Origin of the sequence: Corallococcus carmarthensis, from assembly GCF_003611695.1 — a bacterium.
GTDB classification, from domain to species: domain Bacteria; phylum Myxococcota; class Myxococcia; order Myxococcales; family Myxococcaceae; genus Corallococcus; species Corallococcus carmarthensis.
In genome coordinates this window covers 1-12,380 of record NZ_RAWE01000264.1, presented here as the reverse complement: position 1 = coordinate 12,380, position 12,380 = coordinate 1, and the positions used below count along the sequence as shown (strand labels likewise).

Genomic DNA, 12,380 nt, shown 5'->3' with positions numbered 1-12,380 from the left:
GTCCCGTGACATGCGCGCCTTGAACGACCCCGCCTCCGCCCCTGCCCGCACGCTCCAGCTGGGCCTGCCGGGATTCTCCTTCGAAGACCTGTACCGCCCCAGTGGCCTGCGCCGGCTGGCGGAGCGCTTCGACGCGCAGCTCCAGGGTGACGCACCGGACCTGTTCCAGGCCTTCGACGCGTACCGCAAGTCCGGCGGCACCCGTCCTTCGGGCCCGGCCGAATCCGAGCTGCTCATCCAGGTGGCCCGCCACGTCTCGCGCTTCGTCGCCACGCTGTTCGGCATCACGCCAGAGTCCGAGCGGCTGGCCCGCCACCTGCGCGGCGAGCTGCCCCTCTTCGACTTCAAGCGCGAGTTCATCACGCGCCGCGTCTTCAAGAAGGGCGCGCAGGACCGCCCAACGCTCGCGGAGTTCCCGTCGCTGGACGGCCGCATGCGCCTGCTCATGGAGCGGGGCTTCCCGGACGCGCTCGAGCACGGCGACCTGGAGCGCGGGCTCGCGGAGTCCATCCTCACGCTGCTCGACATCGAGCGGCTCTACGCCGGCAACCTGCCCCCCGCGCACCAGGACCGCGCCGCGGGCCTGCGCGAGCGGTGGACCGCCCTGCGCGCCGCGCTCACCGCCACGCCGGAGGGCGCGGATGCGTTCGGCTCCAGCCTGGTGACCCAGGGCGACGACGCGGCGGAGCTCCAGTCCGTGCGCGCGCTGCTGTCGCTGGCGGACCGGTGGACGTACGCCCGCGCGCTGCACCCGGAGACCAAGGCCCTGTTCCACACCTGGCCCACGCTGCGGCTGCCCAAGCCGCTGGTGTTCGACCAGCTGGTGCAGCTGCAGCGCCCGGATGCGCAGCTGGAGGAGAAGACGGAAGGCCTGGAGCACCACCTGCGCCACCGCGACGGGTTCAAGCTCACCGACCGCCGGGGCACCCCGCGCGACGTGATGAACGAGGTGGACTACTGCGTCCTCTGCCACGAACGGCAGAAGGACTCGTGCAGCAAGGGATTCCCCGCGAAGGACCCGGTGGCGGAGGGGCACTCGTTCAAGAAGAACCCCCTGGGCATCCCGCTCACCGGCTGCCCGCTGGACGAGCGCATCTCCGAAGCACACGCGCTCAAGCGCGAGGGTGACTCCGTGGCCGCGCTGGCCATGGTGACGCTGGACAACCCCATGTGCCCGGGCACCGGCCACCGCATCTGCAACGACTGCATGAAGGCCTGCATCTTCCAGAAGCAGGAGCCGGTGAACATCCCGCTGGCGGAGACGGCCACGCTCACGGACGTGTTGGAGCTGCCGTGGGGCTTTGAAATCTACGGCCTGCTCACGCGCTGGAACCCGCTCAACCTCCGCCGCCCGTACGCGCTGCCCTACGTGGGCCGCAACGTGATGGTGGTGGGCCTGGGCCCCGCCGGCTACACGCTGTCGCACTACCTGCTCAACGAAGGCTTCGCCGTCACCGGCGTGGACGGCCTCAAGATTGAACCGTTCCCGGATGAGCTGGTGGGCCGCAACGGCCACAAGCTCGCGCCCATCCGCGACTGGCGCGAGCTCACGCGTGAGCTGGACGAGCGCGTGCTGGAAGGCTTCGGCGGCGTGTCCGAGTACGGAATCACCGTGCGCTGGGACAAGAACTTCCTCACGCTCATCCACCTGACGCTCGCGCGCCGGGAAGGCCTGCGCATCTACGGCGGCATCCGCTTCGGCGGCACGCTGACGGTGGAGGACGCGTGGTCGCTGGGCTTCGACCACGTGGCCATCGCCGCGGGCGCGGGCCGCCCCACCATCATCGGGATGAAGAACAACCTCATCCGGGGCATCCGCAAGGCGTCCGACTTCCTGATGGCGCTCCAGCTCACCGGCGCCTTCAAGCGCGACTCGCTGGCGAACCTCCAGGTGCAGCTGCCCGCCATCGTCATCGGCGGCGGCCTCACCGGCATCGACACCGCCACGGAGCTGATGGCGTACTACCCGGTGCAGGTGGAGAAGACGCTGGAGCGCCACGAGAAGCTGGTGGCGGACCTGGGCGAGGCCGGCGTCATCGCGCGCCTGGACGCCGAGGAGCGCGTCACCTACCAGACCTTCCTGGAGCACGGCCGCGCCGTGCGCGCGGAGCGGCAGAAGGCCCAGGCCGAAGGCCGCTCGCCGGACTTCATCCACCTGGTGCGTTCGTGGGGCGGCGTGAGCCTGGTGTACCGCCGCGGCCTCACGGAGTCCCCCGCCTACCGCCTCAACCACGAAGAGGTGTCCAAGGCGCTGGAGGAGGGCATCCGCTTCATTGAACGGATGAGCCCCACGGAGGCGCTGCAGGACGACTCCGGCGCGGTGCGCGCCATCCGCTTCGAGCGCATGGTGACGGTGGACGGCAAGCTCAAGGGAAGCGGCCAGTTCTTCGAGCTGCCCGCGAAGACGGTGTGCGTGGCCGCGGGCACGTCCCCCAACGTCACCTACGAGAAGGAATACCCGGGCACCTTCCAGTTGGATGAGGCGAAGGAGTACTTCCAGGGCCACGATCTGGTGGAGGAAGGCAGCGGCTTCAAGCTCCAGCCGGTGGAGGCCGCCGAGGACCCCGAGGCGAAGGTGGGCTTCTTCACGTCCTACCAGCAGGACGGCCGCTTCGTGTCCTTCTACGGCGACAACCACCCGACCTACGCGGGCAACGTGGTGAAGGCCATGGCCAGCGCGAAGGACGGCCACCCGGAGGTGGCGCGCCTGTTCGCGAAGGAGGTCGCGGGCCTGGACTTCCACGACACGGCCGCGCAGGAGGCCCGCGAGTCCCAGCGCGCCGCCCACTTCGCGAAGCTGGACGAGGCGTTCCTCGCCACCGTCGTCGCGGTGAACCGGCTCACGCCGACCATCGTGGAGGTGGTGGTGCGCGCGCCCTTCGCCGCCAGCCACTTCTCCCCCGGCCAGTTCTACCGGCTCCAGAACTTCGAGCGGAACGCGCCGCTCGTGGACGGCGTGCGCCTCACCATGGAAGGCCTGGCCCTCACGGGCGCGTGGGTGGACAAGGAGAAGGGCCTGATGGGCACCATCGTGCTGGAGATGGGCTCCTCGTCCCGCCTGTGCGCGGCGCTCAAGCCCGGTGAGCCCGTGGTGCTGATGGGCCCCACGGGCGCGCCCACGGAGATTGGCCACAACGAGACGGTGGTGCTGGTGGGCGGCGGCCTGGGCAACGCGGTGCTCTTCTCCATCGCGCGCTCGCTCAAGGCGGCAGGCTGCCGCGTGGTGTACTTCGCGGGCTACCGGCTGAAGTCGGACTCGTTCAAGCAGGACGAGATTGAAGCCGGCACCGACCAGGTCATCTGGTCCGTGGACTCAGGCGACCTGCTGGACGTGCGCCGCCCGCAGGACTCCGCCTTCCGGGGCAACGTGGTGCAGGCCATGGTGGCGTACGCGGAAGGCAAGCTGGGCGTGAAGCCCGTCATCTCCTTGAGCGAGGTGGACCGCATCATCGCCATCGGCTCGGACCGGATGATGCGCGCGGTGGCGGAGGCGCGGCACGGCGTGCTCCAGCCGTTCCTCAAGCCGGGCCACGAGGCCATCGGGTCCGTCAACTCCCCCATGCAGTGCATGATGAAGGAGATCTGCGCCCAGTGCCTCCAGCGGCACGTGGACCCGCTCACGGGCAAGGAGACGTGGGTCTTCTCCTGCTACAACCAGGACCAGCGGCTGGACCACGTGGACTTCGTCAACCTGAACCAGCGCCTGCGCGGCAACACCGTGCTGGAGAAGCAGGGCGACACCTTCCTCGCGCAGCTCTTGAAGAAGGCGCCGCAGCTCAAGCGGGTGTAGCTACCGCCGCACGCCCGCGAAGGCCTTGAGCATGTCCTGATAGTTCTTCGTCAGGTCGGCTTCGCGGGACAGCACCACGTCCACGTTGGCGTCGCCGAACTCCCGGCGCGCCTCCGGCAGCTTCTGGAAGGCCTCCACCTGGCGGCGCATGGACTCCACCTGCGGCGCCAGCTCCTTCTGCTGCTCCTCCGGCATGCGGGACTGGAGCGACTCCAGCTTCTTGAGCTCCTCCTCGTACTGGAGCGTGCGCCCCATCTGCCGCTGGCTGATGACGGCGGTCACGACCTCCGCGATGCGGTTGACCTCGTCCGTGGACAGCCCCGCCGCCTGGCGCGCGTCGGACTCCGCCTGCGCCTTGCGCTCGATGAGCTTCAGGCCGCTCCGGGCCTTCTCCAGCGCCTGGGGCGTTCCCGCGTCCATCAGCGGCCCCATGTCCTGCAGGCCCCGCATCAGCGACCCGTACACCTCCAGCATCTTGCGCTGGTAGCCCACGTACGCATCCAGCTTGGCCTTCGTCACGGTGTAGGGGCCGGACGGCACATCCTCCCCCGCCTCCCCACCTTCCAGGCGGGCAACCGTCTCCTGGGTGTCACCGCCCCCCGCCGAGCCCTCCGTCGCGTCCTTCCGACACGCGGACAGGGCCAGGACGACGGCCAGACACCCCCACGACTTGCGCATGCCACCTCCCGTGAACGCCAGTGGATGGCCAGTGTATGCTCCGGCGGGCCCCGGCGAACGGCGGTTCCCGAACGCCCTCCTCAAGCAGGCTGTTCCGGTCACTGAACATTCGACTCATTACCTTTGACCAACCGGCCCGCGGTCAGGTACGAACCGCGGTCTTGTTGCGACCGGTGGAGGGACTTTGAGGATTTTCCTGGTAAGGCACGGCGAAGCGGACGCGGATCCCCCCGAGGGTCTCGGCGACGAGGCTCGCGCGCTGACCGCGAAGGCCCGGACGAACGTCGCCGCGCATTTCGCGTCGCTGTCGGAGCGCATGGGGCCCGTGGACCTCATCCTCACCAGCCCGCTGGTCCGCACGATTCAGACCGCGCAGATCCTCTCCTACTCCGTGAAGCACGAAGGCCTCCTGCGCGCGCACCGCAGCCTGCTGCCGGACATGCCGGTGGGCGCGGTGGAGCCGGTGCTCAAGGAGCACTCCGACGAGAACCTCGTCCTGGTGGGCCACCAGCCCTCCATGGGCGCGCTGGCGGCGCACCTCCTGGGGATGCAGTCCTTCCCCAAGCCGGTGAACCCGGGCACGGTCATCGCCATGGAGTGGCCGGACACGCCCACCAGCACGGAAGACCAGGTGCCCGGTGAGAAGGGGGAAAACCCCCCGGCGCAGCACCTGAAGTTCCTGTTCTACGCCGCTCCCGGCCAGCAGGTCCTCGACGTCATCCAGTGACGTGATGGACGAAGCCCGCTACCACCCGCTCGTCGCCGCCGCGTTCAAACGCATCCTGGCGGCGGCGGACGCCTTCGACCCGGACGTGTTGGAAGCCGAAGCCACCGGAGACAAGGTGACGCTGACGGCCGCGTCCGGCGAGAAGTGCATCATCAACACCCAGCGCGCCATCTGGCAGATCTGGGTGGCCGGCCAGGGCCAGGGCATCCACTTCAGCTACGACGACGCCTCGCGCACCTGGAAGGACGACAAGGGCAAGGGGCTGGAGCTGTTCGCCTTCGTCGCGGGCGTGGTGAAGCACCTCACGGGCGAAGCGCTCACCTGGCCGTCCTGAAGTCCCGCGGAAAGCCCCCTTGAAGCGCGAAGGAGGCCCGTGGCGCCTGGCCACGAGCCCCCGTGCGACAAAGACGGCTCAGACCTTCATCACTTCCTGCTCCTTGGCCGCGAGCATGGTGTCCACCTGCTTGATGCCGGCGTCCGTCTTGTCCTGGACGTCCTTGGTGAGGCGCTTGAGGTCGTCCTCGGTGATCTTCTTGTCCTTCTGCTGCGTCTTGAGCGCCTCGTTCGCGTCGCGGCGGATGTTGCGGATGGCGACCTTGTGCTCCTCGCCCTTCGCCTTCACCTGCTTGACGATGTCCTTGCGGCGCTCCTCGGTGAGGGGCGGGAAGGGCAGGCGGATCATCTCGCCGTCGTTCATCGGGTTGATGCCCAGGTTCGCCTCACGCAGGGCCTTCTCGATGTCCTTCAGCACGCCCTTGTCCCAGGGCTTGATGGTGATGAGGCGGGGCTCCGGCGCGTTGATGCTGGCCACGCCGGCCAGCGGCGTGGGGGTGCCGTACTGGTCCACCTTGATGCCGTCCAGGATGGCGGTGCTCGCACGGCCGGTGCGCACCTTGGCCAGTTCCCGCTTGAGGTCGTCCAGTGACTTGTCGATACGGCTCTTCAGTTCCGCGGCGGCGTCAGCCATTTGAGTCTCCTCTAGAAGTGGGGGTGTCGCAGTCCTGCTTGGGGTTTTACGCCCAGACCGTCTCGGACGCGCCGACGACGGTGCCGAACTCGCCGTGGCCCGTGACGGCGCGCTGGATGTTCCCGCGCGTGCCCAGGTCGAACACGATGATGGGCAGCTTGTTGTCCATGCACAGCGAGATGGCCGTGGAGTCCATCACGTTGAGGTTCTGCTTGAGGACGTCCATGTACGTGAGCGTCCGGTAGCGCCGCGCCGTCGGATCCTTCTTCGGGTCCGCGTTGTAGACGCCGTCCACCTTGGTGGCCTTGAGGATGACCTGCGCGTTGATTTCCATCGCGCGCAGCGACGCGGCCGTGTCGGTGGTGAAGTAGGGGTTGCCCGTGCCCGCGGCGAAGATGACGACGCGGCCCTTCTCCAGGTGCCGCACCGCGCGCCGGCGGATGTAGGGCTCCGCGATCTGCTCCATCTTGATGGCGGACTGCACGCGCGTCTTCAGCCCCTGCTTCTCCAGCGAGTCCTGCAGCGCCATGGAGTTGATGCAGGTGGCGAGCATGCCCATGTAGTCCGCGCTCGCGCGGTCCATGCCCTCCGTGGCGCCCGCGACGCCGCGGAAGATGTTGCCGCCGCCAATCACGAGGGCGATCTCAAGCCCTGTCCGCGACAGCTCGGCGACTTCCTCCGCGATGCGCGTGAGGGTGGGCGGGTGGATGCCGTACTTCCCCTCGCCCATCAGGGCTTCGCCCGACAGTTTGAGGAGGATGCGCTTGTAGGGAGAGGTGGATTCGGACATACGCGACCGCTTCTATCCCCCGCCCCGCGCCCAGGCAATGACGGAAGTCGTGACGCGCGCCGCACCGTTTGATGCCGGGCGGACGGACGGACGCGAAAGGGTCCTGGAATACCAAGGGCCGCGCCCCCGGTGCCCTTCCCGGTAAGGAAGAGCTCCAGGCACGCGGCCCCAGGGACAGCGGTGCGGCGGGAGGCCTTAGGCCTGGCCCAGCGTCTTGGCGACCTCGGCGGCCAGGTCGTCCTTCTTCTTCTCGATGCCCTCACCCACCTCGAAGCGGGCGAAGCGGCGCACGGAGACCTTCTCGCCAATCTTGGCGGCGCGCTCGTTGATCATCTCGCCGACCTTCTTCTTGTCGTCCTTCACCCAGAGCTGGTCCACCAGGCAGACGCCCTCGTAGTACTTCTCCATCTTGCCCACGAGGATCTTCTCCAGCATCGCCTCGGGCTTGCCCTGCTGCTTGAGCAGCTCGCGCTGGATCTCCTTCTCCTTGTCCATCGCGTCCGTGGGGACCTCCTCACGGCGGACGAACTTGGGGTTGGCCGCGGCGATCTGCATGGCCACGTCCTTCACCAGCTCCTGGAAGTCCGGGTTGCGAGCGACGAAGTCCGTCTCGCAGTTGACCTCCACGAGGACGCCGATGCGGCCACCGTGGACGTAGGTGCCGACGATGCCCTCGGCGGCGACGCGGCCGGCCTTGCCCTCGGCCTTGGAGATGCCCTTCTTGCGCAGCCACTCCTCGGCCTTGGCGAAGTCGCCACCGGACTCGGCCAGCGCCTTCTTGCAGTCCATCATGCCCGCGTTGGTGCGCTCGCGGAGGTCCTTCACCATCTGGGCGGTGATCTCAGCCATGTCGTGTCTCTTTCTTCTTCTGCTCCGAGCCCGGCGGCATGCGCAGGGGGCGGAGGCCTGAGTTCAAAAAAGGGGAGGAAACGCTGGAACGAAAAACGGAGACGGCCGGACAGCGGGCCTTGAGAGGTGCCGCCCGGCCGACTCCGGAAGCTGCAAAGGAAAGCGATGGGGACGGGCGGTTACTCCGCCGGCGTGCCCTCGCCACCCTCGGGCGCCTGCTCGGTGGCGACGGGGGCCGCGGTCGCGCCGCCCTTCATCTCCACGAGGGGCCCACGGCGCTCGCCGCCACGGTCACCACCGCCCCGGCGGTCATCGCGGTCGCGGCGGTCATTGCGGCGCGGGCCACGGCGGTCGTCACGGTCGCGGCGGTCGTCACGGCCCTCGCGCTCCTCCTGCTCGTCGCGCTCGGCGGCGCCGGAGGCACGGTAGCGGGCCGCACCCTCGAGGCACGCGTCGGCGATCTTCGACGTGAAGAGCTTGATGGAGCGGATGGCGTCGTCGTTGCCCGGGATGACGAAGTCGATGCCGTCCGGATCGCAGTTCGTGTCCACCAGACCAATCACCGGGATGCCCAGGCGGGTGGCCTCGTGGATGGCGATGTGCTCCTTCTTCGGGTCGATGATGAAGACGCAGCGGGGCAGCTTCGCCATGTCCTTCACGCCGCCCAGGTTCTTCTCCAGCTTCTCGCGCTCGCGGTCGAGCTGGGCGACTTCCTTCTTGGGCAGGCGCTCGAAGGTGCCGTCCTCGGCCATCTTCTCCAGCGTCTTGAGGCGGTCGATGCCCTGCTTGATGGTCTTGAAGTTCGTCAGCGTGCCACCCAGCCAGCGGCTGGTGACGAAGAACTGACCGGCGCGCGCGGCCTCCTCGCGGATGACGTCCTGCGCCTGCTTCTTGGTGCCGACGAAGAGCACCGACCCGCCGCGGGCCGTGATGTCCGCGACGAAGCGGAAGGCCGACCGGGCCATCGTCACGGTCTTCTGCAGGTCGATGATGTAGATGCCGTTGCGGGCACCGAAGATGTAGGGCTTCATCTTCGGGTTCCAGCGCTTGGTCTGGTGGCCGAAGTGGACGCCGGCCTCGAGGAGCTGGCGCATCGTGATGCCGCTCGCGGCGGCCATCGCCTGGGCCTGCGTCTGCGTATCCTGCTGGATATCCATGGTGCGTGTACCTTCCGGTTGTTCCGCCACGCGCGTTGAGACAGCTGCCAGTCCTGGCCCTTCCACCCTGGAAGGGCACCGGAGACCGGTGACACGCGTGTGAGTAGTGGGTGCTGCGGACTGCCTCGGGCGTACGGCCCGGCCCCTCCATATAACGGGGCGCGGCGTCCTTAGCAGAACGCTTGAGAGGGGCGCAAGCTTCAGCACACCCGCCGTCCGGGTGTGCACCCTCCAAGGCCGCTCCCCTGCCCTCCAGGAAGACGACCGGCGCGGCCCCCGCTCCCCTTGGATGGGGAGGGCGACCGCGCCGGAGGGCACTGTCCTTCAGTGGGCGTCAGGGGCTACGGGTTCGCCTCGGTGGCGCCGTGGCACTTCTTGTACTTGCGGCCGCTGCCGCAGGGGCAGGGGTCGTTGCGGCCCACGGGGCGGGCCCCGGGGGTAGCGGCGGCGGCCTCGCGCTGGGCGACCGGGGTGGCGGTGGCCTCCTCGATCTTCCCCTCGGCGTCCGCGCGGCCCTCCACGGCCTTCTGCTGCTGCTGGGCGAGCTGACGCTGGATGCGGGCGGTCTCCTCCGCCGCGCTGGAGGCGGAGCGGGCCTGCACGCGCATCATCTGGCTGACGAACTGCGTCTTGATGGCGTCCAGCATCTGCATGAAGCCCGTGTAGCCTTCCTTCTTGTACTCCTGCTTCGGGTCCTTCTGGCCGTAGCCGCGCAGGCCGATACCCTGGCGCAGGTGGTCCATGGCCAGCAGGTGGTCCTTCCACAGCTGGTCGATGGTGGCCAGGTACCGGTACTGCAGGAAGCGCATGAAGTCTTCGCCGAACTCCTGCTCGCGGGCGGTGAAGACCTTCTCCGCCGCCGCGTAGATCTGCTCCTGGAGTTCGTCGCGGTTGCCGACGCCCTCGAAGGCCATCTCCAGGTTCAGCGACTCCTTCACCATGTTGGACAGCGAGGCGATGTCCCAGGTGTCGGAGCTGCGCGTGGGGGCGTAGGTGTCCGTCATGGACACGACGACGTCCTCCACCGCGTCCAGCACCATCTCCCGGAAGTCCGCCCAGGAGATGACGCGCTCGGAGCGCGTCTTCACGCGGGTCTTGAGGTCCTCCTCGTACTCCACGAGGGGGATGCCCGCGCCCGACGCGAGCACCTGGCGGCGCAGCTTGTAGATGGTGCGCCGCTGCTGGTTCATCACGTCGTCGTACTCGAGCAGGTTCTTGCGGATGTCGAAGTTGTGGCCTTCGACCCGCTTCTGCGCGCTCTCGATGGCGCGCGAGAGCCAGATGTGCTCGATGACCTCGCCCTCCTCCATGCCCAGGCGCTCCATCAGCATCTGGATGCGCTCGGACCCGAAGATGCGCATCAGGTCGTCTTCCAGGGACAGGAAGAAGCGGCTGGCGCCCGGGTCACCCTGGCGGCCGGCGCGGCCACGCAGCTGGTTGTCCACGCGGCGGGACTCGTGGCGCTCGGTGCCGATGATGAAGAGGCCGCCGGCGGCCATGACCTCTTCACGCTCGCGCTTGGTGAGCGCCTCGTTGTTCGCCTTCGTTTCCGCGAAGCGCTTCTCGTAGTCCGCCAGCGCCGCCTGGTAGGCGGTGAGGTCCTGCGGCTGGCCGTCCACGGACTCCGGCGGCTCCGGCGGCAGGCCCATCTCACTCTTGGTCATGACCTCCGCGTTGCCACCCAGGAGGATGTCCGTGCCGCGGCCGGCCATGTTGGTGGAGATGGTGACCGCGCCCTTGCGGCCCGCCTGCGCGACGATATCCGCCTCGCGCTGGTGCGCCTTGGCGTTGAGGACGCTGTGGGCCACGCCGCGCTTCTTGAGGAAGTTGGACACCACCTCGCTCTTGGCGATGGACACCGTGCCCACGAGCACCGGCTGGCCGGCCTTGTTCAGCTCTTCAATCTGGGCGGCGACGGCCTCGAACTTCTCGCGCTCCGTCTTGTAGACCACGTCCTGTTCGTCGCGGCGCTGCGCGTTGCGGTTGGTCGGGATGACGCGCACGTCCAGGTTGTAGATCTTCGCGAACTCTTCGGCTTCCGTGTCCGCGGTGCCCGTCATGCCGGACAGCTTGGAGTACATGCGGAAGTAGTTCTGGAACGAGACCGTGGCGAGCGTCTGGTTCTCGTTTTCGATCTTCACGCCCTCCTTGGCCTCGATGGCCTGGTGGAGGCCGTCGGACCAGCGGCGGCCCGGCATGAGGCGGCCGGTGAACTCGTCGACGATCTGCACCTCGCCGTCCTTCACCACGTAGTCCTTGTCGCGCTTGTAGAGCGTGTGCGCGCGCAGGGCCTGCTCGACGTGGTGGAGGGTTTCGATTTCGCCCGGGTCGTAGAGGTTGCCGACGCTGAGGCGCTTCTGGAGCTTGTCGATGCCGTCGTCGGTGAGGGCCACCGCACGGTGCTTCTCATCCAGGGTGTAGTCCTGGTCCGGCACGAGGCCCGGGATGACCTGGTCCACCCGGTAGTACTTGTCGGTGCTGTCCTCGGTGGGGCCGGAGATGATGAGCGGCGTGCGGGCCTCGTCGATGAGGATGGAGTCCACCTCGTCGACGATGGCGTAGTTCAGCTCGCGCTGGACGTAGTCCTGCAGACGGAACTTCATGTTGTCGCGCAGGTAGTCGAAGCCGAACTCGTTGTTCTGGCCGTACGTGATGTCCGAGCGGTACGCGTCCTGGCGCTGCTTGTCGGACAGCTCGTGGAGCACGCAGCCCGTCGTCATGCCCAGGAACTTGTAGACCCGGCCCATCCACTCCGCGTCGCGGCGGGCCAGGTAGTCGTTCACGGTGACGACGTGCACGCCGCGGCCGGACAGGGCGTTGAGGTAGGAGGGCAGCGTCGCGGTGAGCGTCTTGCCTTCACCGGTGCGCATCTCCGCGATGCAGCCCTCGTGCAGGAACATGCCGCCGATGAGCTGCACGTCGTAGTGGCGCTGGCCGATGACCCGGCTCGCCGCTTCACGGGTGAGGGCGAAGGCCTCGAACAACAGGTCGTCGAGCGGCTTGCCGTTCGCGATCTCCTGCTTCATCCGGGCGGTTTCGCGCGCGAAGTCCTCGTCCTTGAGGGCCTTCATGCGGCCCTCCAGTTCGTTGATGCGGGCGACCTTCAGGCGGGCTTTCTTGAGCTCGCGCTCATTCTTGGTCCCGATGAGCTTCTTTAGCGTCCATTCAATCATGTTGGCTCTCTCGCCGGAGGATCCTCGAAGGAGCGCGGCGAGTGAAGGGAATTCCCAGGAGATGTAAGGGAGAACCAGACCAAAACCACGCGCGCCCCCCGAAACTTCCTCTCGGCTGGCCGCCCGGCGCGCGGTGGCCCAGAGTAAAGCGGAACCGAGTCCACGCAATGTCCCCTAAGCAGATTCACCGTCCCCGCGCCGCGAAGAATCCTTCCGGACGCTCCTCCCCGGGCCCCCGCCGGCCAGGCG

General features: G+C 68.0%; 9 protein-coding genes. 3 read left to right on the top strand and 6 right to left on the bottom strand.

All coding sequences use genetic code 11. The features are described 5' to 3' along the window. Positions 1-10 precede the first annotated feature (10 nt). Positions 11-3,790 (top strand): FAD-dependent oxidoreductase, encoded by a 3,780-nt coding sequence (locus D7X32_RS39250; protein WP_120607643.1) that lies wholly within the window; start codon positions 11-13, stop codon positions 3,788-3,790. Here the strand turns inward: D7X32_RS39250 and D7X32_RS39245 are convergent, their stop codons facing one another. Next, positions 3,791-4,468: a hypothetical protein gene (locus D7X32_RS39245; RefSeq protein WP_120607642.1), complete on the bottom strand. Its 678-nt coding sequence runs from the start codon at positions 4,466-4,468 to the stop codon at positions 3,791-3,793. It lies immediately after the preceding gene. A gap of 184 nt (positions 4,469-4,652) precedes the next feature. Between D7X32_RS39245 and D7X32_RS39240 the strand changes: the two genes are divergently transcribed. Together D7X32_RS39240 and cyaY are read left to right on the top strand one after the other, a co-directional pair. Beyond that, positions 4,653-5,195, top strand: coding sequence for a SixA phosphatase family protein (locus D7X32_RS39240; RefSeq protein WP_120607641.1), 543 nt, complete (start codon positions 4,653-4,655; stop codon positions 5,193-5,195). A gap of 1 nt (position 5,196) precedes the next feature. Continuing rightward, positions 5,197-5,529, top strand: coding sequence for an iron donor protein CyaY (gene cyaY / locus D7X32_RS39235; protein WP_120607640.1), 333 nt, complete (start codon positions 5,197-5,199; stop codon positions 5,527-5,529). 78 nt (positions 5,530-5,607) lie between these two features. Here cyaY and frr read toward each other — a convergent pair whose 3' ends face one another. From frr to secA, 5 genes are all read right to left on the bottom strand, one after another. Continuing rightward, entirely contained in the window at positions 5,608-6,162 is a 555-nt protein-coding gene (gene frr, locus D7X32_RS39230) for a ribosome recycling factor (RefSeq protein WP_120559232.1), read from the bottom strand. Positions 6,163-6,208: 46 nt separating this feature from the next. Next, positions 6,209-6,952 (bottom strand): UMP kinase, encoded by a 744-nt coding sequence (gene pyrH / locus D7X32_RS39225; protein WP_120607639.1) that lies wholly within the window; start codon positions 6,950-6,952, stop codon positions 6,209-6,211. A gap of 195 nt (positions 6,953-7,147) precedes the next feature. Next, the gene (gene tsf, locus D7X32_RS39220) at positions 7,148-7,801 is read right to left on the bottom strand and encodes a translation elongation factor Ts (protein WP_120607638.1); all 654 of its coding nucleotides are present in this window, start codon (positions 7,799-7,801) and stop codon (positions 7,148-7,150) included. A 179-nt stretch (positions 7,802-7,980) separates the two neighbouring features. Beyond that, positions 7,981-8,958 (bottom strand): 30S ribosomal protein S2, encoded by a 978-nt coding sequence (rpsB, locus tag D7X32_RS39215; protein ID WP_120607637.1) that lies wholly within the window; start codon positions 8,956-8,958, stop codon positions 7,981-7,983. A 341-nt stretch (positions 8,959-9,299) separates the two neighbouring features. Continuing rightward, a complete protein-coding gene (secA, locus tag D7X32_RS39210) occupies positions 9,300-12,131 on the bottom strand; it encodes a preprotein translocase subunit SecA (protein ID WP_120607636.1) in 2,832 nt (943 codons plus the stop codon). Positions 12,132-12,380: the final 249 nt, after the last annotated feature.

Bases quoted from the DNA above. Each gene is read 5' to 3' on its own strand.
- D7X32_RS39250 (WP_120607643.1), top strand. From the start codon at position 11: ATGCGCGCCTTGAACGACCCCGCCTCCGCCCCTGCCCGCACGCTCCAG.
- D7X32_RS39245 (WP_120607642.1), bottom strand. From the start codon at position 4,468: ATGCGCAAGTCGTGGGGGTGTCTGGCCGTCGTCCTGGCCCTGTCCGCG.
- frr (WP_120559232.1), bottom strand. From the start codon at position 6,162: ATGGCTGACGCCGCCGCGGAACTGAAGAGCCGTATCGACAAGTCACTG.
- pyrH (WP_120607639.1), bottom strand. From the start codon at position 6,952: ATGTCCGAATCCACCTCTCCCTACAAGCGCATCCTCCTCAAACTGTCG.
- tsf (WP_120607638.1), bottom strand. From the start codon at position 7,801: ATGGCTGAGATCACCGCCCAGATGGTGAAGGACCTCCGCGAGCGCACC.
- rpsB (WP_120607637.1), bottom strand. From the start codon at position 8,958: ATGGATATCCAGCAGGATACGCAGACGCAGGCCCAGGCGATGGCCGCC.
- secA (WP_120607636.1), bottom strand. From the start codon at position 12,131: ATGATTGAATGGACGCTAAAGAAGCTCATCGGGACCAAGAATGAGCGC.